The organism is Duganella sp. Leaf126 (assembly GCF_001423125.1).
GTDB lineage: Bacteria > Pseudomonadota > Gammaproteobacteria > Burkholderiales > Burkholderiaceae_D > Rugamonas.
This window is the reverse complement of record NZ_LMNW01000034.1, coordinates 48,258-67,976: the sequence shown is the minus strand read 5'-3', so window position 1 is coordinate 67,976 and position 19,719 is coordinate 48,258. Positions and strand designations below refer to the sequence as shown.

15 protein-coding genes are annotated in these 19,719 nt (G+C 67.6%); 4 read left to right on the top strand and 11 right to left on the bottom strand.

Annotation, left to right across the window (positions count from 1 at the left end; translation table 11 throughout):
* Positions 1 to 13: 13 nt before the first annotated feature.
* Entirely contained in the window at positions 14 to 1,594 is a 1,581-nt protein-coding gene (locus ASF61_RS19500; protein ID WP_056159832.1) for a bifunctional diguanylate cyclase/phosphodiesterase, read from the bottom strand.
* Between the two features lie 84 nt (positions 1,595 to 1,678).
* On the bottom strand, positions 1,679 to 3,976 hold the full coding sequence (locus ASF61_RS19495; protein WP_056159829.1) for an FdhF/YdeP family oxidoreductase: 2,298 nt from the start codon (positions 3,974 to 3,976) through the stop codon (positions 1,679 to 1,681).
* A 146-nt stretch (positions 3,977 to 4,122) separates the two neighbouring features.
* Between ASF61_RS19495 and ASF61_RS19490 the strand changes: the two genes are divergently transcribed.
* Positions 4,123 to 5,121, top strand: coding sequence for a YihY/virulence factor BrkB family protein (locus ASF61_RS19490; RefSeq protein ID WP_056159827.1), 999 nt, complete (start codon positions 4,123 to 4,125; stop codon positions 5,119 to 5,121).
* 41 nt (positions 5,122 to 5,162) lie between these two features.
* On the opposite strand, the gene ASF61_RS19485 is transcribed toward ASF61_RS19490, so the two are convergent.
* Positions 5,163 to 7,445: a bifunctional diguanylate cyclase/phosphodiesterase gene (locus ASF61_RS19485; RefSeq protein WP_056159824.1), complete on the bottom strand. Its 2,283-nt coding sequence runs from the start codon at positions 7,443 to 7,445 to the stop codon at positions 5,163 to 5,165.
* A gap of 196 nt (positions 7,446 to 7,641) precedes the next feature.
* On the opposite strand from ASF61_RS19485, the gene ASF61_RS19480 reads away from it, so the two are divergent.
* Positions 7,642 to 8,418, top strand: a complete 777-nt coding sequence (locus tag ASF61_RS19480; protein WP_056159821.1) for an OBAP family protein — start codon at positions 7,642 to 7,644, stop codon at positions 8,416 to 8,418.
* On the opposite strand, the gene ASF61_RS19475 is transcribed toward ASF61_RS19480, so the two are convergent.
* The 5 genes from ASF61_RS19475 to ASF61_RS19455 all read right to left on the bottom strand — a co-directional run bounded on the left by ASF61_RS19475 (position 8,419) and on the right by ASF61_RS19455 (position 14,949).
* Positions 8,419 to 10,155 carry a pyridoxal-dependent decarboxylase gene (locus tag ASF61_RS19475; RefSeq protein WP_082491833.1) on the bottom strand — a complete coding sequence of 579 codons (1,737 nt, stop codon included), beginning with the start codon at positions 10,153 to 10,155 and terminating at the stop codon, positions 8,419 to 8,421.
* 91 nt (positions 10,156 to 10,246) lie between these two features.
* Entirely contained in the window at positions 10,247 to 11,650 is a 1,404-nt protein-coding gene (locus ASF61_RS19470) for a DUF3526 domain-containing protein (protein WP_056159818.1), read from the bottom strand.
* Entirely contained in the window at positions 11,647 to 13,083 is a 1,437-nt protein-coding gene (locus tag ASF61_RS19465; protein WP_056159816.1) for a DUF3526 domain-containing protein, read from the bottom strand. Before ASF61_RS19465 ends, ASF61_RS19470 begins: the two co-directional genes overlap by 4 nt.
* A gap of 2 nt (positions 13,084 to 13,085) precedes the next feature.
* Positions 13,086 to 13,895: an ABC transporter ATP-binding protein gene (locus tag ASF61_RS19460; RefSeq protein ID WP_056159811.1), complete on the bottom strand. Its 810-nt coding sequence runs from the start codon at positions 13,893 to 13,895 to the stop codon at positions 13,086 to 13,088.
* 124 nt (positions 13,896 to 14,019) lie between these two features.
* Complete coding sequence (locus tag ASF61_RS19455) at positions 14,020 to 14,949, bottom strand: LysR family transcriptional regulator (RefSeq protein ID WP_056159810.1); 930 nt, start codon at positions 14,947 to 14,949, stop codon at positions 14,020 to 14,022.
* Between the two features lie 104 nt (positions 14,950 to 15,053).
* On the opposite strand from ASF61_RS19455, the gene ASF61_RS19450 reads away from it, so the two are divergent.
* Positions 15,054 to 15,449 (top strand): RidA family protein, encoded by a 396-nt coding sequence (locus ASF61_RS19450; RefSeq protein ID WP_056159807.1) that lies wholly within the window; start codon positions 15,054 to 15,056, stop codon positions 15,447 to 15,449.
* Positions 15,450 to 15,479: 30 nt separating this feature from the next.
* Here the strand turns inward: ASF61_RS19450 and ASF61_RS19445 are convergent, their stop codons facing one another.
* The 3 genes from ASF61_RS19445 to ASF61_RS19435 all read right to left on the bottom strand — a co-directional run bounded on the left by ASF61_RS19445 (position 15,480) and on the right by ASF61_RS19435 (position 18,101).
* Positions 15,480 to 16,055 (bottom strand): TadE/TadG family type IV pilus assembly protein, encoded by a 576-nt coding sequence (locus ASF61_RS19445; protein ID WP_082491831.1) that lies wholly within the window; start codon positions 16,053 to 16,055, stop codon positions 15,480 to 15,482.
* Complete coding sequence (locus ASF61_RS19440; protein WP_056159804.1) at positions 16,052 to 17,524, bottom strand: hypothetical protein; 1,473 nt, start codon at positions 17,522 to 17,524, stop codon at positions 16,052 to 16,054. The genes ASF61_RS19445 and ASF61_RS19440 overlap by 4 nt, the downstream gene beginning before the upstream one ends.
* 232 nt (positions 17,525 to 17,756) lie before the next feature.
* Positions 17,757 to 18,101 (bottom strand): hypothetical protein, encoded by a 345-nt coding sequence (locus ASF61_RS19435; protein ID WP_056159801.1) that lies wholly within the window; start codon positions 18,099 to 18,101, stop codon positions 17,757 to 17,759.
* Between the two features lie 188 nt (positions 18,102 to 18,289).
* Between ASF61_RS19435 and ASF61_RS19430 the strand changes: the two genes are divergently transcribed.
* Positions 18,290 to 19,597 (top strand): MFS family transporter, encoded by a 1,308-nt coding sequence (locus ASF61_RS19430; RefSeq protein ID WP_056160252.1) that lies wholly within the window; start codon positions 18,290 to 18,292, stop codon positions 19,595 to 19,597.
* Positions 19,598 to 19,719: the final 122 nt, after the last annotated feature.

Here is a 19,719-nt window from a genome sequence, read left to right as displayed (position 1 = left end):
ATAAAAGTGCATACTAGCAATTCAATATGACCCCAGGATGACATCGGGCCGGCGCGGCCGATACGCTCGGTTGCGGGACCGCCAGCGCGGCCAGCGTGTCCGCCACTGCCGCGGGCGGCAGCGGGCGGCCCAGCAGATAGCCTTGCGCCTGCTGGCAACCGAGCTCGCGCAGCAGCGCCATCTGGGCCGGCGTCTCCACGCCCTCGGCCACCACCGTCAGGCCCAGCGCCCGCGCCATCGAGATGATGGCCTGGAAAAATACCCGGCCTTGTTTCGACCGGTCCAGCTCGTAAGTAAAGGCCTTGTCGACCTTGATGCCATCGAGGCGCAGCCGCTGCAGTTGCGACAGCGACGAGTAGCCGGTGCCGAAATCGTCGACGAACACCTGCACGCCGAGCGCCCGGATCGCGGCCAGTTCCGCCTGGATCTCGACCCGGTCGGCCACCATCGCCGATTCGGTGATTTCCACTTCGAGCAGCGCGGGCGCGAGTGCATGATCGGCGAGATGGCGCGCCAGCTGCGCCGCCACGCTGCCGTAGCCGAACTGGCGCGGCGATACGTTGATCGACACCGGCAGCAGCGCCAGTCCCTGGTCGCGCCAGGCCGCCAGTTGCGCGCAAGCCTGCTGCATCACCAGGTCGCCCAGCCGGCTGATCAGGCCGCTGGACTCGGCCAACGGAATGAGCTGTGCCGGCGGCACCATGCCCAGCGCCGGATGCTGCCAGCGCAGCAGCGCCTCCATGCTGACCGGCAAGCCGCTGTCCACATCGACCCGGACCTGGTAGTGCAGCGCGAGCTGGCCGGCATCGATGGCCCCGGCCAGGCTGTGCCTGAGCTGGGAGCGCATGCCGGATTGCACGTTGCGGGAAGCATCGAAGAACCGGTAATGACCTTTCTGTTCGGTCTTGGCGCTGACCAGGGCCAGGCCGGCCTGGCGCAGCACGGTGTCATGGTCGGCGCCGCACCACGCGGTGCAGCGTGCCGCGCAGCTGATGCCGATCGAAGCCTCGACATCGAGGCCGGCCAGTGCGGCCAGTGCCTGCCGGGCCAGTTCGCTCACCCGGTCCAGCGCGGCCGGCTCGGCGCCGGGCACGCGCACCAGCAACAGGAACTCGTCGCCGCCCAGGCGCACCGCGCAGTCCCCGGCGCGCAGCAGGCCGGCGAGGCATTGCGCCACCGCCTGCAGCAGCTGGTCGCCGGCGACATGGCCGAGGCTCTGGTTGACCTGCCTGAAATCGTCGAGGTCCACCAGCAGCAGATACACGGCGTCGTGGCGGGCTGTGACGCCATCGCGGCGGCGCGCCAGTTCGCGCATCAGCCACGGCCGGTTCGGCAGGCCGGTGAGCGGGTCGCGCAGCGCCTGCTGGCGGTCACGCCGGTGCCGGGCCACGCCAACGCAGGCAAGCAGCGTCACCAGCAGCACGGCCGTGACCAGTAGCGGCATGGCGTAGGCCGCTGCCCCCACTTGCAGCGCGGTCGGAGACCGAAGTTGCACTGCGCTGGCGGCGGCTGCCACCAGCAAGACTGCCGTCAGCGCACCGGCCAGCAGCTGGCGGGCGCGGAGCCGGCCATGGGGATAAAGCGAGCGCAACATAACATCCGGAAGAACAAAAGTTTCCGTATGTTATCGCGCCAGTATGTCAGCAGCGTGACACCAACAGTTGATGGCGCGGCAGGATCAGGTGGTGGCAGCGGCCAGCCGCACGGCGATCGACTTGGCGGCCGGCACCATGCTGTCGAGCGCATGGTGTTCGAGCGGCAGCAGCGGGTTGCACTCGGGGTAGTAGCCGGCAATGCAGCCAGGCGGCACATCGTAGCCGACCAGCTTCAGGCCGTGGACGGTCCGGCGCACGCCGTCGTCGGTGACGCCGTGGACATCGACCAGGTCGCCTTCGGCCAGGCCCAGGCGCGCCATGTCTTGCTGATTGGCCAGCAGCACCCGGCGTCCGCCATACACGCCGCGGAAGCGGTCGTCGTCATTGTAAACGGTGGTGTTGAACTGGCTGTCGCTGCGGATGGTGAACAGGCGCAGCACATCGGCGGAGACCGGCGCCTGGTCGGGATCTTCCTCGAGCGTGACCGGCGCGATGAAGTTGGCGCGGCCGTTCGGGGTCTTCCATTCGCGGTGGGCGGCCGGCACCGGGCGCCGGAAGCCGCCCGGCTGCCACATGCGGGCATTAAAATCGGCAAAGATCTCGGGGAAGGTGACGGCAATCGCGTCGCGGATGCGCCCATAGTCGGCCACCCAGTCCGCCCACGGCACCAGTGCTGCGCGTTCCGGGGCCAGCATCGCTTGCGCCAGCCCGGCGACGATGGCCGGTTCCGACCACAAGGTGGCGGCAGCCGGTTCGGCCCGGCCGCGCGAGCCGTGCATATAGCCGGTGCTGTCTTCCACCGCCACCGACTGCTCGCCGCCGGCCTGGCGGTCGATCTCGATGCGGCCTAGGCAAGGCAGAAGGTAGTTGACGGCGCCCGGCACCACGTGGCTGCGGTTCAACTTGGTGGCAATCTGGACATTGAGGCGCAGCTGCGACCACGCCGCTTCGAGCCGCTCGGTATCGGGCGCGGCGCGCAGGAAGTTGCCGCCCAAGCCGATAAACGCCTGCACGGAACCGTCGAGCATGCCGCGGCAGGCCGTGACGGTATTCAACCCCTCCTCGCGCGGCGGCGCGAAGCCATATTGTTTTTCCAGCTGGTCAAGCGGCGCCAGTTTCGGCTTTTCGGTGATGCCGACCGTGCGCTGGCCCTGGACATTGGAATGGCCGCGCACCGGGCAGATGCCGGCGCCTGGTTTGCCGATATTGCCGCGCAACAGCAGCAAGTTGGACACCATCTCCACGTTCTGCACGCCATACCGGTGCTGGGTCAGTCCCATGCCGTACACGGCAATCACCCGCTGCGCACCGGCATAGGTGGCGGCCGCCTCCTCGAGCGCCGCGCGCGCCAGGCCCGACTGGCGCTCGATCGTGTCCCAGCCGGTGCTGCGCGCCACGGCCGCGAAGTCGTCCAGGCCGGCCGTATGGGCGGCGATGAAGTCGGCATCGAGCACGCGCTGGCCGCCGTCCGCCTGTGCTGCGTCGTCGCGCGCGATCAGCGCCTTGCACAGGCCCAGGATGGCGGCGCTGTCGCCGCCGGCCCGCACCTGCAGGTACTGGGTGCTGATCTGCGTCTCGGCCCCGCTCAGCATCTCGACCGGCGACTGCGGATTGGCAAACGACAGCAGGCCGGTCTCGCGCAGCGGATTGAAGGTAATCACCGGCACCCCGCGTTTGCGCGCCGCCTGCAGCTGGTGCAGCATGCGCGGGCTGTTGGTACCGACGTTCTGGCCGAAGAACAGGATGCAGTCGGTCTGCTCGAAGTCGTCGAGATTGACGGTGCCGATCGGCACCCCGATGGTCCTGGGCAGCGCCACCGACGTGCTTTCGTGGCACATGTTCGAGCTGTCGGGCAGGTTGTTGCAACCGTACAGGCGGGCAGCCAGCTGGTACATATACGACGTTTCCAGCGAGGCCCGGCCCGATGCGTAGAACACGGTGCTGGTCGGCGCCAGCGCCTTCAGCTCGCGCCCGATCTCGTCGAACGCGGTTTCCCACGCTACTTCCACGTAGCGGTCGCTCTCCGGGTCCCATCGCATGGGCACGGTCAGGCGCCCCGCCGATTCGAGCTGCAGGTCCGACCAGGTGCGCAGTTCGGTCAGCGTATGGCGGGCGAAGAAGTCGGCCGCGACGCGCTTGCTGGTGATTTCCCAGGCCGTGGCCTTGGCCCCGCTTTCGCAGAACTCGAACGGGTGCGGATTGGCCGGCTTGGCCCAGGCGCAGCCGACACAGGCAAAGCCGTCGGTCTTGTTCTGGTGCAGCATCAGGTTGCCGCCCTTGAACAGCACGCCCTGCTCCAGCAAGATCGTGCTGACTTCCTTGACGGATCCCCAGCCGCCGGCGGGATGGGGATAGGGTTCGGCGTGCGTGTTCTCGGTCATCGGTGTTCCTGGCTGAGTGGGAAGATGGATAGGATGGTGCAAGCCAGTGTGAGGCCGCGCCGTCCAGCCTTCCGTGCGCGTGCGCACCGACCGCAGAATGGCACGACGGCCACCATGGTGCATCCTGATATCCATTCCCCGACACCATGACCAGCACCACGCTCGCGCACCCGGATTCCCCCCACCAGAGCGGCGCAGACGATCCCGTCGCCCGCCGCCGCCGCGAGATCGCCTTGCGCGTCAAGCACGGCGGCCTGTCAGCCTACCTGTACGCGGTGGCGCAGATGGCCAAGGCCGCTGCCACCGCATGGCTGGACCGGCGCGCGGCCAGCAAGGGCGCGGCACTGACCTTGTACGTGCTGTTTTCGCTGGCGCCGATGCTGATGCTGGTCGTTGCGCTGGCCAGCCTGTTCTTCGATGAGGACGTGGTGCGCACGGCGCTGCTGACCGAACTTGGCGGCCTGACCGGCAGCCAGGGCAGCGAAGCGCTCAAGGTGATCATTGCCGGCGCCCGCCAGACCGACGGCAGCGTCGCCGCCAGTATCATCTCCGGCGTGATCGTGCTGGTCACGGCCACCAGCGCGTTTGCCGAACTCAAGGAAAGCCTGGACGAGCTGTGGCAGATACCGCCGTCGCAAGGCTCGGGTGTCTGGCTGTTCGTCCGCGAGCGCTTCCTGTCGTTCGGCCTGCTGATGGTGCTGGCGCTGATGCTGATGATGTCGCTGGCGATCAATGCCGGCCTGGCCGCGTTCCAGAGCAGCTGGGCCGACCCGACCGATCCCGGCAAGATCCTGCAGTACGCGTTTGCGGCGCTGTCGGTGGCGATCATCACCGTGGTGTTCGCCTTCGTGTACAAATTCCTGCCCGCCACCCGCATTGCCTGGGGCGACGTGATCGTCGGCGCCATCCTGACCGCGCTGCTGTTCCTGGTCGGTAAATTGCTGATCGGGCTGTACCTCGGGCATGGCGACTTCAGCAGCTCCTATGGCGCGGCCGGCTCGATCGTCGCCCTGATCACCTGGATTTATTATTCGGCGCAGATCTTCTTTTTCGGCGCCCTGTTCACCCACGAATACGCGACCACGCTCGGCAGCCGCCGCATCGATGGCGGTCCGGGCGCCGACGGCGGCTCCGGCGTGCGCTAGCGCGCAGCGCCGCCGGACCGGGCGCTCCTGCCGCCCGACTCCTAATGGCCGGCTTCGGCGGCCGGCAGCGATGTCCCGGCAAAGCGCAGCAGCGCGTCGGCCGGCACCGGCCGTGAAATATGGTAGCCCTGCAGATAATGGCAGCCGGTCGCGCCCAGCGAGCTGGCCTGGTCGGCAGTCTCCACGCCCTCGGCCACCAGCTGCAGCCCCAGGCTTTGCCCCAGCGCCACGATGGTGGCCACCAGCGCCTGGCTGCGCGGGCAGTCCACCATGCCGGTGACGAAACTGCGGTCGATCTTGATGGTGTCGATCTCGAAGCGGGTCAGGTAGCTGAGCGACGAATAACCGGTGCCGAAATCGTCGAGCGAGATGCTCACGCCCAGCGCGCGCAGCTGCGCCAGCGTCGCGTGCACCTGTCCGCCGGTACCGATCAGCACCCTTTCGGTCAGCTCCAGTTCCAGCTGTTGCGGTGCCAGGCCGTGCTCGGCCAGCGCGCGCTGCACCAGGCCGACGAACGCAGGTTCCAGCAGTTGCCGGGCCGAGACGTTGATGCTGACCGCCAGCTGCGGCAGCGCCTCGCGCCAGGCGCCAAGCTGGCGGCAGGCCTCGGCCAGCACCCAGGCGCCGAGGTCGATGATCAGGCCGCTGTCCTCGGCCACCGGGATGAACCGATCGGGCGCCACGTTGCCGAGCGTGGCGCTGTGCCAGCGCAGCAGCGCTTCCACCTTGTCCATGCGGCCGGTACGGGCATCGACGATGGGCTGGTAGACCAGGCGCAGTTCGCCGTTCGGAATCGCACCCCGCAACGCGCCGTCGATCACCAGCGCTTCCCGCGCATAGGCGCTCATGCCTTCGTCATAGAAGCGCATGTCGCCCCGGCCCGACTTCTTGACGTCGTGCATGGCGATGTCGGCGTTGCGCACCAGGGTGTCGGCTGCCATGCCGTCGCTGTCCTGGCACGCCACGCCGATGCTGGCCGATACGGTGATCGCGTGCTGCGCCAGGTCGAACCGGGCGCCAAGCGCACCCAACACCCGCTCGCCGCAGGCAGCCGCCTGCGCCGACGCCTGCTCCGGCGCCAGGCCGGGCAACACCACCACGAACTCGTCGCCACCGCAACGGCCGAGCAGGTCGTGTTCACCGATGCAGCCGCGCAAGCGTTCGGCCAGCTGCTGCAGCAACAGGTCGCCGGTGGCGTGGCCGAACGAATCGTTGATCCGCTTGAACTTGTCGATGTCGATGAACAGTACCGCGCACACGAGACCGGACTGCCGGGCCTGCACGAGTTGTCTGTCGAGCTCGATCGTCAGGCCGTGGCGATTGAGCAGGCCAGTCACGCTGTCGTAATGGGCGGCGCGATACAGTTCATCATCTTTCTTTTTGCGGTCGGTAATGTCCATCACCAGCATCATGCAGTGCAGCTGGCCGCGCTCGTAGTGCGGCGAGGCGATCAGTTCGACCGGCAGCTCGTCGGGCGCGCCCTGGCGGAACACCCTGGTTTCCACGTAGGGATAGGCGGTGGCCGCAGCGAAGCGCTGGAAGTGGTCTTCGACCTCGCTGCGGGTCAGCCCCGTGGTCCAGTCGGCAATATTGCTGCCGATCAGCTGGCGCACCGCCGGCGCCCGCAATAAGCGGGCGCAGCGCTCGTTGGCGGTGCGGATCACCCCCTGGCGGTCGTACACGAGGAAACCCTTGCTCAGGCTGTCGATGGCATGGGTGTAGCGCTTCTGGATCTTGTCCTGCACCGCGTGGATCAGGCACAGGATGGATGCCGATTTGACCAGCAGCGACGCCACCAGCCACAGTTCGAAGCTGGTCGGCACCAGCTGCAGGGCATTGGCCAGGTTGAACAGGCCGCGCAGCACGCACACCCATCCGAGCACGCCGTAGCCGGTGCGGTGGCTGAGCAGGCGCCAGCCCACCCAGATGAACGTGATGGCGTAACTGAGGGCAACCGTGGTGGTGGTGACGAAAGCGTCGTCGGCGACGGCAAACAGCGCGTAGCAGGCCAGGCCGAGGAGCGCGGTGACCGCGATTGCCCGGCGCAGCCTGGCCTGGTCGAGTTTCCCAAGGAAAAACTCGGTGCCGGCCCAGAAGCCCGCCACGCTGACGACCAGCATCAGCGCCACGGCCGGCATCCTCGGCCCGAACGCCGGCCCGAGTCGCCAGAACACGGTGCCGGCGGTCAGGGCGATCTGTCCGATGGCCCACGCCGGCGCCTGCAGTTCGTCGTTGTGCCGCCACCACACCGTGACCAGTACCAGGCACAGGAAGATGTCGATTCCAAGCGAAAACAGGATAAATAACTGTGGATCGACGTTCATCTGGAGGCGTTATGCAGGGTCGGTAGCAAAATCGATTGTAATTCAGTAAATCTGGACGGTGGTAATCTTATTTCCTCACAGACACGGTTTGTTGATGCGGCGCGACTGCATAAATTGCAATACATAAAGGTGGCGCCGGTGCCGGCCAGGCGTCGCTAGACTGCATGTCCGTTTCCGTTCTCCGAGGAGATCCGTCATGCAGTCAATTGCCGCCACCCTCGCCCGCTGCGCATTCGTCGCCGGCAGCCTTGCCGCTGCGCTGTGCGCTGCCCAGACCGTAACCCCGCCGGGCGCCGACAAATCGGCCAAGACCCGGGCGCTCGAAGCCGGCGCCAAGATCCTGCAGGGCAGCGGCCCGGTGCCGGGTTTCGACATCTACCTGGTCGGTTTCCACCCGATGCGCGACATGCCCGGTAACCAGATCGAGGCCCACCACTACTGCCACCAGCAAAACGAGGACTTCGCCCAGTGCATGCTATTCGACGGCAACAGCCGCAATGCCAACCTGCACGGCGTCGAGTACATCATTTCCGAAAAGCTGTTCGCCACCCTGCCCGCGGCCGAGCGCCGCTACTGGCATCCGCACAACGGCGAAATCCTCAGCGGCCAGCTGGTCGCGCCAGGACTGCCGGCCGCAGCAGAAAAATCGCTGATGCGCTCCAAGATGAACAGCTACGGCAAGACCTGGCACCTCTGGAACACCGGCCACCACGGCCAGCCCAACGATGCGCTGCCGTTCGGCGAACCGATGCTGGCCTGGTCGTTCAACCGCGACGGCGAAGCGGCGCCGGGGCTGGTCGAACAGCGCGACCGCCGCCTGGACCTCGACCCGGCCCGCCTGCGCAGCCAGCGCGCCGACCTGCGCGCCCTGGCCCGCCCGCAGGCGGGCGTCGATGCGATGCAGGGGCAGTTCGGCCGGCCTACGTCCGAGATTCCCGGTGTCGTCGATAGCGGCAGCGCGGCCCGGCGCTGATCAGGGCGCGACGGCAGGCCTGTGGCCGGACACCTGGTCGGCTGCGTCGTCCGTCTCGTTGCCGGCTACGTTGTCCGCCTCGTTGCCGGCTACGTTGTCCGCCTCATTGTCAGGCGTGCTGCCGGCAATGTCTTCAGCCATGTTTTCAGCCGCGTGTTCAGCCATGTGTTCAGCTAATGCAGCGCCCAGCTGGCGCTGCTCGGCAACGATCTCGCGCAGGTGGGCCGGCGTGGTGTACACATTGCTCAGCACCACGCGCAGCACGGTGATGCCATCGGCAAACGGCGCCCGTTCCAGCACCGTGCGCGACACGAAGCTGTGGCCATTGGCCTTTTGCCGCTCCTGCAGGCGCGCATTGAGTGCGTTGATCGCGCGGTTGACGATGGTCGCCTCGTCGGCGCGGCCGGCAGCGAGCAGCTGCGCCAGGCGCTGGCCGAGCGCCGGCGGCAGGTAGCGGTAGGTCAGGATGAAGTTGTCCGAGTCGCTGGTCAGCTCGAAATCGGGCTGACCGGCGAGCAGCGCGCGCATGGCGCCGGCCAGGCCGGCCGCGTGCTCGAGCAGCGTGGCGTAGCCGCGCTGGCCCAGCAGGGTCAGCGACACCCACAGTTTCAACGCGTCGAAGCGGCGCGAGCCTTCCAGTGAAGTCTGGCCCAGGTCGCCCGAATTGCTGCGGATGATGTAGTTGGCATGGTGCCTGAGCCGGTCCAGGCTGGACGGATCGCGGAACAGCACCATGCCCTGCGCCATCGGTACCCAGAACAGCTTGTGACCGTCGATCACCACCGAATCGGCCGCCTCGATGCCCGCATACAGCGGCCGGAACCGCTCGGCCATCAGCAGCGCCCCGCCCCAGGCGGCATCGACATGGAACCAGGTGCGCTCGCGCTGCGCGATCGCCGCCAGCGCGGCGAGCGGATCGATGGCGCCGGTCTCGGTGGTGCCGGCGATGCCGACGATGGCGACGATGCCGATGCGGTCGCGCCTGAGCGCAGCGATGGTGTCTTCGAGCGCCGCCAGGTCGATGCGGTTGTCGGCGTCCACCGGCACCCGGTAGAGGGCATCTTCGCCCAGGCCCAGCGTGCCGAGCGCCTTTTTCAGCGAGTAATGGGCGCGGGCCGAGGCAATCACCGCCAGCCCGCGCAGGCCCGACTGCTGCAGCGCCGCGAACAGGCCGTGCTTGCGCACGCCGGGCAGCGCGCGCTCGAGCGCGACCGCCAGCGCAGTCAGGTTGCCCATGGTGCCGCCGCTGACGATATTGCCGAGCGCCTGGTTTTTCGCGCGCATGGCGTCCGCATAGACGGCGTCATGGGCGCCGAAGACGATGCGGTGCAGCCAGCCGAGCACCTGTTTTTCCATCAGCGTCGAGGCGTACGCGGTCTCGATCTTGACCTGGTTCTGGTTCAGGGCGGCAGCCAGCGCCTCGACCAGCACCGTCATCCACGGCAGCGCCTGGGTCATGTGGCCGATGAACTTGGGATGGTTCAGGCGCGCCGTATGGGGCAGCAGCTTGTGCTGCAGCGTCTCCAGCACCTGGGCCGGCGCCATCCCGTCGGCCGGCGGCGCCAGGCTCGAAAACAGCGGCAGCAGCTGGTCGATGGGCGTGACGGGATACGGCGACCTGCCCGCGGGCGTCAGCCAGTCGCGCACCATGTCTGCCAGCTGCTGCAGCACATGCGCCTCCACCTGTTCGACGGCGAAATGCCGTGTCAACATTTCGCGCAAGTCGCTGTCGTTCATCTCCTGCCCTTCCAACCTTGCGGGGTGGGCATTATAAAACAAGGTTGATGGAAAATGCAGCAAGCTGGCAAAAACCGGATACGGTGTCGCCTCAGCGCGCCTGCCCTCCGCCCGCCAGCCGCGCAGGACGTGACAGCCGCCGCAAACTCCTCACCCCCGCCCCCAGCATCAGCGACGCCACCAGACACACCACGCCTGCCGCCTGCCACGGCAGCGCGACACGGCCGCTGGCGGGGGTGAATATGGGCTGCCGCGCAGCCTCGGCCGGTCCGTACGGCTTGCCGGTGAACAGATAGCCGTAGTAGAAATGCCGCAGCGCCTGGTGGAAGCTGGCGATGCGCTGCTGGTAGGCCAGTTGCGCCGGCAGGTCGGTGTTGGCCAGCCGGTGCAGCACGGCCTGCACGCCCACGCCCGGCATCAGCCAGCCCAGGCGGTCGGTCCAGTCCTGGCGCGCCAGCAGACCGGCACGGTAGTGCGCCACCTGGCCGGCGACGCTCTCGTCGCCGAGCTGGTGAAACGCGTAATACCATTTCCACTGGAAGCCTGGCGTCAACGGTGCGCTGTTGCGCCACTGCGGATGGCCATCATAAAACCTGCGCATGGTGTCCTCGCGCGGCACTTCCCACGCGCCGTGCACGGTCTGGCGCTGCGCCAGCATCAGGTCCACGCCCTGGTGCACGGGGATGGCGCGGGTCAGCGCCACGTTGGCCAGCGTGGGCAGCACCAGCGTGAGCACGGCCCATGTCCCCATCAGCACCGTGGCGTTGGTGACCGAGCCGCACCCGCGCGCGCCAACCAGCAGCGAGACGCCGATCCAGAACGCCAGGTAGCTGGCCGACACCGCCAGCACCAGCACGGTCGCGCCGGCGCCCAGGCCGGACCACAGCGCGCCAGCGAGCAGCGGCAAGGCCAGGCATCCGAGCAGCAGCGCAAAGCGCAGCGCCACGCGCCGGCGCCACAGGCGCGCGCCGTCGGGCATGGCGGCCAGCATGCGCAGCCGTCCCGACTGGCGCTCGCCCGAGACCAGGTCGTGCAGCAGCGCGATCACGAACAGCGGCGACAGGTAGATCAGCACGAAGGCAAAATCGAAGCGGCCCGGCAGCGCCACCTCCGGGTTGAAGCTTTCGCCCTCGTAGAGCTGGGCCTGCAGGCCGAGCGCACGGATGCGCAGCGCGTACGGCGCCACGTCGCGCAGGCCGAGCGCCAGGAAGGCCGCATCCTGCGGCGCATCCCAGGTATGGTGATAGGTGTAGTAGGCGGCATTGCCGGCATCGCCGCCGGTGGCATTGCGCTGGGTGGCGACGGCCGCGTCCTGCGCCTGCAGGCCGGCCAGGCGGGCGATGGTGGCGCGCTGGCGCGCCGTCTCCTGCAGCCCGGACCACACGGAGACGGCCGACAGCAGCAGCAACAGCAGCAGGGCCGCCAGGGACAGGCGCGCGCGCACGACCAGGCGCCACTCGAAGGCCAGCCAGGTCGCCAGTGAATTTCCGTTCATCGTGCGATCCTCCCCAGGCGGCCGGCCAGCCACCAGGTTGCGCCGGTCAGCACCAGGATCCACACGATCAGCGCGGCGCCGGCAGGCGCTGCACGCGCCAGCACATCATCGAGCGGCGGCGCACGGTAATGGAACGGCGGGAAGCCTTTCCAGTGCGTGCTGGCGATGCGGTTTTCCTTGCCGGGCTTGCCGTCGTCGGCGTAATGGACTTCTTCCGCGTGCAGCGTGTTCAGGCGCTGGACCAGTGCGTAGCGGTAGGCCTCGCCCTGCTCGAGGAAGCTGCGGAAGCTGGCCAGATCGGTGCCGGAGACGGTCATCGACAGGCGCCGCAAGGCCAGCGCGGGACTGAGCCAGCCGGCGTGGTCGAACAGGCGGCTCTGCGCCTGCTGCCGGTCCATGCCGGCCGCCGCATAGCGGTTGAACAATTCTGTCGATCTGCGCTCGCCTTCCATGCTGATCAGCCCTTTCAGGTTCACCGGCAGGTCTTCCACGCGGGTGACGTGGTACTGCCTGAGCAGACTGTCGCGGAACGCCGCGTACTGCGGATCCTGCGGATTGTGCGAGTCGCCCAGCGCCAGGTAGTCGCGCTGGACGCGGATCATGTTTTCGTACCGCGTGGGCAGATCGATGGCGCTGCTGGCCAGGTCCGGCACCCAGCGCGGCAGCAGGATCACCGTCACCGCCCACACGGCCAGCAGCACCAGAAAGGCGTCGCGGCCGCGCGCAAACAGGGTGGACACCAGCACCACGCCCACCGACCACAGCAGCAACCAGCCGCCGTAGGCGGCAGCCAGCAGCAGCACCGGCAGCCACGGTGCATGGCCGCCGGCCGCCATCCAGGCCAGGCCGGCCAGCGCCGGCACCAGCATCACGCCGGTAAAGCCGCACAGCGCCAGCAGCTTGCCCAGCACCAGCTGGCGGCTGGCCACGCCTTGCGCCAGCAGCAGCCGCAAGGTGCCGGACTCGCGCTCGCGCGCGACCGCCGCGTGGCCGAAGAACACCAGCAACAGCGGCGCCAGCACCTGCAGCACGAAGGCCGGGGTCAGCTGGCCGAAGCGCAGCAGCAGCGAAGTCTGGCGCACGTCGCCGAAGTTGGCGCTGTTCTGCTGGTGCCCTTCGACGAACAGCGTGCTGCCCGTGTAACCGTCGATGCCGGGATCGAAGGCGGCCAGTGGATTCACGGGCCGGAACAGGAAGTGGCCGTAATGGACCATGCGGTGCGGATGGCGGTCGGGCTGGGCCTGGAATTCGTGGTTGGCTTGCGCCTGGTAGCGCGCCCGTTCGGCGTTGGCGCCGCGCTGCTGTTCGTAGGCGGTCAGCGCAGCGACCAGCATCAGCACCGTCAACAGCAGCAGGCCGACGACAGCGGCGCGGTCGCGCACCAGCGCCCGCCATTCTTCGCGGGCGATGCGCGCAGTGATGGAAACGGCCATGGTCACGCCACCTGCACGGGTTGTGCCGAGGATGCCAAGGGTGCCAAGGATGACGATGGTGCAGCGTAGCGCCGGTGCAGCGCGCGCACGTCGAAGCGGTCGGCGCCTGCGGCGGCCACCTCCTCACGCAGGCGCCCCGCCTCGAGGAAGCCGATACGGTCGGCCACGTCGGCGGCGCTGAGCAGGTCGTGGGTCACCATCAGGATCGCCACGCCCCGGGCGCGCAGCACGCCCAGCAGGCGGTTGAATTCGGCCGTGGCCTGCGGATCGAGGCCAGACGTCGGCTCGTCGAGCAGCAGCGCCGGCACCTTGCGCGCCAGCGCCAGCGCGATCGCCACCTTTTGCCGCATGCCCTTCGAGAAGCCGCCCACGCGGCGGTCGAACGCCGCGGCATCGAGGCCGGCGGCCGCCAGCGCAGCGCCGATGACGGCGTCGTTTTCCTGCTGGCCCGCCAGGTGCAGCAGGTAAGCGACGTTTTCGCGGGCGCTCAGGTGCTCGTACAGGGCGACATTTTCCGGAATATAGGCCAGGTGCCGGCGCGCCTGCGCCGGCGCGGCAACCGGATCGTGACCGACCACCCTGACCGTGCCGGCAACGGGCGCCACGAATCCGAGGAACAGGCTGACGGTGGTGGTCTTGCCGGCGCCGTTGGCGCCGAGCAGCGCGTAGATTTCACCGGCATGGACCTGCAAATCGAGCTGCTGCAAGATGGTCTTGCCGCCATAGCCGGCCACCACGGCCGACGCGTCGAGCACCGGATCGCCGGCGGAGGTGGCGCCCGGTGCGGGCAGATAGGGACGATCAGTGGTCAAGCGGTACTCCCGGAACAATGGCAAACGTGATAATCGCAACATGGTTGCGTTTACTAATGAGAATCATATCTCATTAATGCCGTGCAGCGCCAGTCCCATCCCTCCTTCCCCCGCGGACGCCGGCTTACCCGGTTCGGGTGGGCCGCACCACCGGTGCATGCTCGGCCATCAGTTCGACCACCCAGTCGATGAATACCCGCAGCCGGGTGCTCACATAGCGGTGGGAGGGAAACGCGATGTGCAGCGGCATCGGCGCCAGCTGCCAGTCGTCCAGCAGCGCCACCAGTTCGCCGCTGGCCAGGTGCGGCAGGGCCATGTAATGCGGGAGCCATAGCACGCCCATGCCGGCCAGTCCGGCAGCCAGGTAGGCGTTGCCATCGTCCACCGCCACCACGTAGCGGCCGTCGATGTCGAGGCTTTGCGCGTTGCGCCGCATCGTCACCGGATAGGTCTTGCCGGCGCGTCCCCACAGAAAGCCGACAATCCGATGGTGGCTGTTTTCCAGCTCGCGCGGATGGCCGGGGATGCCGGCGCGGGCCAGGTAGTCCGGCGCCGCGTACAGCCCCAGTTGCAGGTCGGCGACATGACGGGACCTGAGCGACTGATCGGCCAGCACACCGCCGCGCACCACGCAATCGACGTTGTCACCGATGATATCGACGGCGCGGTCGCTCACCCCCATCTCGATCTGCAGTTCCGGGTAGCGTGCGTGAAAGGCAGGCAGCGCCGGCATCAGTATCATCCGCGCCAGCGGACTCGGTACGTCCACCTTGAGCCTGCCCCGGGGCGCTGTCGCGGCCTGCGACAGGCCGGCCTCGAGTTCGTCGAGATCGGCCAGCAGGCGGATCGCCCGCTGGTAGTAGGCTGCGCCGTCGGCCGTCACGGTGACCCGGCGCGTGGTACGGTGGAGCAGCTTGACGCCGAGTCGCGCCTCCAGCTGCTGGACCAGCTGCGTCGCACTGGTGCGACTGATGCCCAGCGTGGCGGCAGCGCGGGTAAAACTGCCCGCTTCCACCACCCGCGCGTAGGCCTGCATGGCGTCGAAACGATCCATGGTGTTCCTCGATTGATTGAGAATTACAAATAGTGATGCCGCATTATCGCTGTTTATCATGCAGGCGGCGGACTTTACACTTGTTGCTTTTCAAGGAGATCGAGATGCCGAAACGCGACGTGGTATTCCCCGAAGGCCGTCGGGCCCTGTATGAACGTAACCGTTATTCGCCGGCGGTACGCGCCAATGGCCTGCTGTTTGTCTCGGGCCAGGTCGGCAGCCGCGACGATGGTTCCCCCGAACCCGACCTGGCGGCGCAGATACGCCTGGCGTTCGACAACCTGAACGCGGTGCTTGCGGCGGCCGGCTGCACGTTCGACGACGTGGTGGACGTTACCGTGTTCATGGTGGACCCGGAACGCACCATCGACACCGTGTGGCAGGTGCTGCCCGCGTACTGGGGCGACGCGCCGTACCCGACGCTGACCGGCGTGGGCGTGACCTGGCTGTACGGTTTCCAGTTCGAGATCAAGGTGGTGGCGAAGTTGCCGCCCGCCTGAGCGCTGGCCAGGCCAGGCCAGGCCCACCGTTCAGGGACACGGTCCGTCGCCGGGCGAGGCGCCCAGCGTGTCGGCGCTGGCAATGGCGGTGGACACCGGCAGCGCCATCGGCAGGCGCACCAGCGGGAACAGGGCGCGGTAGGCGGTGCCCTGGCAGCGGTCGCTCACGGCAGGGTCGCACAGCCGCGCGCGCACCAGCCGGATGCAGCCGGCGCCATACGGATCCTTCATGCAGGCGATGCGGTTGTTGACCGGGCAGGCCGGCATGTCGGCCGCGGACACCGGCTGCATCGTGTCGCCCGCCGGCCCGGACAGCGACAGGTAGTCGATGCGCACGTGGGCGTCGCTGACCGGCGCGCCCATCACCAGGGTGCCGGGCGTACTGCGCATCACGGCCTGCTGGCGCACGGCCTGCAATGCTGCGGGATCGGAAAAATCGGTCCGGGCGGCAGCTGCCGCCGCGCGCTGGGTGACCATGCGCAGCGCATTGACCAGATACATGGCGCGCCCTACTTCCAGCACACCGCAGGTAAACAGCAGGAACAGCAGCAGCACCACGGAAAACTCGGCCGTCACCAGCCCGCCCGGTCTGCGCACGGCGCTCACCGGACCAGCTCCACCGGGCCGCCCAGCGCCGACACCGGCGCCAGGCCGCCGAATTCGGCATACAGTGCGGTCGGGGTGGCCGGCACCGTCATCAGGAACTTGGCGACCGCCAGCATCGAGGCGGACGCGGAACCGGACCCCGTTACCGGGCAAGCCAGCAGCGGAACATGCAGCACGCGGCGGTTGCTCTGTCCCTTCTGGCCGACCGGCGGCAACTGGTAATTGGCGCCGCTGGTGCTCAGGTAGGGCGTGGCGCCCGGATAATTCTTGGCCGCCGGCGCGGACGGCCCGTACAGGCTGGCCCAGTCGCCGGGACCGAAGCTCGGATACCCGCCTGCCGGTTCATCGGCGCCGGCCGACCAGGCGCTGAACGGTACCGCGCGCGCATAGGCCCACAGCGGACCGTACATCCTGGCCTGCACGCCGGCGGGCGGCGCGGCCAGGTCGGCAATGGTGCGGCGCTGGTTGCCGGTGGTCGTGGTCTGCGCGCCCTGCTCGTCGGGCATCGCGCTCATCCACGGTACCGCCTGGTCGCGCTGGTAGGACTTCGGGTTGCGGTCCACCATGGCCGTGGCAGCACTGCACACGCTGCTGTCGTACTGGCCGAAGCGGGAATTGAGCTGCCGGTACAGCAGCGCCAGCGGGAACGGCTGCGCCACCTTCAGTGCGGCCCCGGCCAGCAGCGGGGCGAACGCCAGTTGTCCGGTACACACATACGGCCCCACTGCCGACGCGGCAGGGGTGCCGGCTGCCGCTGCCGATGCAGCGCCGGCCTGGCCCGGCGCGCGGAATGGATCGACCAGAAAGTTGGCAGGATCGATACCGTGCGGATTGAGCTGCATCAGATCGTAGGCGACCCCGCGCCGGAAACCGTATTCCACCAGCTCCACCGTCACCGGCGGTCCCGGATTGGTGCGCGCCGCGCCGGGCTGGCTGGACATCGCGCACAGCGCCAGCGGCAGCACGTCGATGCCGGTGCGTGCCGCCACTGCCGTGGTGGCGACCGCCATCGAGGCAAAGCGCGGCGACAGCAGGCGCATGATGAACAGCGTGACCGAGCCCACCGGCGCATCGAGCCTGGCGGTATCGGCGCGCACGTGGGTCAGGCCGGCCGGTCCCGAGCGGGCTCCTGCCGCATCGCGCCAGCTGCCGTCTGCCGCAGGGCCGAACGACAGCATGTCGTCGCGCCACGCGGGCGTCCGCGTACCGTAACGGTAGCTCAGCTTGCGCAGCGCATCGGCGCCCTGCTCGAGCGCCTTGTCGATGCCTGCACTGTTGCCATTGAGCTGGCCGGCAGCCGCCACTGCCACCGTGCGCGCCATCAGGTCCAGTTCCTGGCGCCGGTGGTACAGCAGTCCCACGTCCAGCACCATGCCTGACAGGGCCAGCAGACCGACCACGGTCATGATGAACATCAGCGCGGTGACGCCGCCCTGGTGCCGGCTGCCGATCGGATTAAAAGTTTCCATTGCGAAATTTTAAGTCGCAACAAATCTCCGGCTTTGCGACCGCGCAATGCAAAATCAGCGTCGTGCAACAGGCGTCGTGCAACAGGCGTCGTGCAACAGGCGTTGTGCAACAGGCGTCGTACAATGGGCGTCGTGCAACGGGCGTAATACAACGGGCAACGGGCAACGGGCAACGGGCAACGGGCGACTGCGCCAGCCAGCGCGCAGCGAAGTCAAAGCTGGCGGGCGAAACCTAGCGGCGCTTGAGCAGGTAGTAGCCGACGCCCAGCGCCACGGCAGCCACCGCCGTTTTTTTCACCAGGCGCTTGTCGATCCCGCCGGCAGCGCCGTGCTTGCCATGCTTGCCATGCTTGCCATGCCCGCCCTGTGTCGGCGGCTTTACCGCCGGCGCCTGCGTCAGCAGCAGCTTGCCCCATTCGCGCAACTCGTTTTGCGCGAGGCGGGAACCGGTCTGCTGCAGCAGCTGCTTGACGCGCCGCGACAGCGGGTCTTCCGCCGTGGCGGCTGCGTCGTTCGGTTGCTGTGCGGCGGCGGCGGCGTAACTGCTGAGGTGTTCGGCAAGCTTGCTGAGATTCATGGTCAGACTCCTGGTTGTAGATCGATTCACAATACAGTCCGCCGCTGTGGCACAACGTGCGCTGCATAACCGCGGTCCCGACCTCGCCCGTTCAATGCGACACCCGTGGTCAAAAAAGATGTTTTACAATAAGCAACATTGGCCGTTTGCACAGCAGGCGGTACATCGACAACAACAACGGGAGCACCATGACAGCCACAGCACAACCACCCCACCCGCACTACACGCCAGAAGAAAAACGCAAGCGCATCTTTGCCATCATCAGCGCCTCGTCCGGCAACCTGGTCGAATGGTTCGACTTTTACGTGTATTCGTTCGCGTCGATCTACTTCGCCAGCCAGTTCTTCCCCAGCGGCCACCCGACCACCGAGTTCCTGAAGTCGGCCGCCGTGTTCGCGGTGGGCTTCCTGATGCGCCCGATCGGCGGCTGGCTGTTCGGCCGCATCGCAGACCGCGTGGGCCGCAAGAAGTCGATGATGATCTCGGTGATGATGATGTGCGGCGGCTCGCTGGCCATTGCCGTGCTGCCCACCTACGCCTCGATCGGCGTGGCGGCGCCGATCCTGCTGCTGATCGTGCGCATGTTCCAGGGCCTGTCGGTGGGCGGCGAATACGGCACCACCGCCACCTACATGAGCGAAGTGGCGCTGCGCGGGCGGCGCGGCTTCTTCTCGTCGTTCCAGTACGTGACCCTGATCGGCGGCCAATTGCTGGCGGTGCTGACGGTGGTGGTGCTGGAAGTGTTCCTGACCGAGGCGGAGCTGAAGGCCTGGGGCTGGCGCATCCCGTTCGTGCTGGGGGCGATCGCGGCCGTGGTGTCGCTGCTGCTGCGCCGCACGCTGCACGAGACCAGCAAGGCGGCCGACCTGAAAAACGAGGGCGCCGGTACGCTGGCCTACATCTTCAAGCATCACCGCGCAGCGTTCCTGACCGTGATCGGCTACACGGCCGGCGGCTCGCTGATTTTCTATACCTTTACCACGTATATGCAGAAATACCTGGTCAACAGCGCCGGCATGCCGGCCAAGACCGCCAGCGTGGTGATGACCGGCGCGCTGTTCCTCTACATGTGCATGCAGCCGCTGTTCGGCATGCTGGCCGACCGCATCGGCCGGCGCCATTCGATGATGCTGTTCGGCGCCCTGGGCGCAATCGCGACCTATCCCATCCTTGCCATGTTGCGCGGCAACGACAGCCCGGTGCTGGCGTTCGTGCTGATCACGGTGGCCCTGGCCATCGTCAGCCTGTACACCTCGATCAGCGGGCTGGTGAAAGCGGAAATGTTCCCGCCCGAAGTGCGCGCACTGGGCGTGGGCTTTTCGTACGCGATCGCCAACGCCATCTTCGGCGGCTCGGCCGAATTTGTCGGCCTGGCCTTCAAGAACCTGGGCCACGAGAACTGGTTCTTCGTGTACGTGACGCTGATGATGGTGATTGCCTTCCTGGTCAGCACGCGCCTGCCGAAGTCGCCGTCGTATCTGCATACCGATCACTGAGCCGTGACGGTGCTGGCGCCACAGGGCGCCAGCCGCAGCGTCCGATAAAATCACCGGCCGTTACACAATTCCGGGAATAAAAGGTAGTAAAATCGCGCGCTTGAACCTTTCAACCGAACGCG

Bases quoted from the DNA above. Each gene is read 5' to 3' on its own strand.
- ASF61_RS19500 (WP_056159832.1), bottom strand. From the start codon at position 1,594: ATGTTGCGCTCGCTTTATCCCCATGGCCGGCTCCGCGCCCGCCAGCTG.
- ASF61_RS19495 (WP_056159829.1), bottom strand. From the start codon at position 3,976: ATGACCGAGAACACGCACGCCGAACCCTATCCCCATCCCGCCGGCGGC.
- ASF61_RS19490 (WP_056159827.1), top strand. From the start codon at position 4,123: ATGACCAGCACCACGCTCGCGCACCCGGATTCCCCCCACCAGAGCGGC.
- ASF61_RS19485 (WP_056159824.1), bottom strand. From the start codon at position 7,445: ATGAACGTCGATCCACAGTTATTTATCCTGTTTTCGCTTGGAATCGAC.
- ASF61_RS19480 (WP_056159821.1), top strand. From the start codon at position 7,642: ATGCAGTCAATTGCCGCCACCCTCGCCCGCTGCGCATTCGTCGCCGGC.
- ASF61_RS19475 (WP_082491833.1), bottom strand. From the start codon at position 10,155: ATGAACGACAGCGACTTGCGCGAAATGTTGACACGGCATTTCGCCGTC.
- ASF61_RS19470 (WP_056159818.1), bottom strand. From the start codon at position 11,650: ATGAACGGAAATTCACTGGCGACCTGGCTGGCCTTCGAGTGGCGCCTG.
- ASF61_RS19465 (WP_056159816.1), bottom strand. From the start codon at position 13,083: ATGGCCGTTTCCATCACTGCGCGCATCGCCCGCGAAGAATGGCGGGCG.
- ASF61_RS19455 (WP_056159810.1), bottom strand. From the start codon at position 14,949: ATGGATCGTTTCGACGCCATGCAGGCCTACGCGCGGGTGGTGGAAGCG.
- ASF61_RS19450 (WP_056159807.1), top strand. From the start codon at position 15,054: ATGCCGAAACGCGACGTGGTATTCCCCGAAGGCCGTCGGGCCCTGTAT.
- ASF61_RS19440 (WP_056159804.1), bottom strand. From the start codon at position 17,524: ATGGAAACTTTTAATCCGATCGGCAGCCGGCACCAGGGCGGCGTCACC.
- ASF61_RS19435 (WP_056159801.1), bottom strand. From the start codon at position 18,101: ATGAATCTCAGCAAGCTTGCCGAACACCTCAGCAGTTACGCCGCCGCC.
- ASF61_RS19430 (WP_056160252.1), top strand. From the start codon at position 18,290: ATGACAGCCACAGCACAACCACCCCACCCGCACTACACGCCAGAAGAA.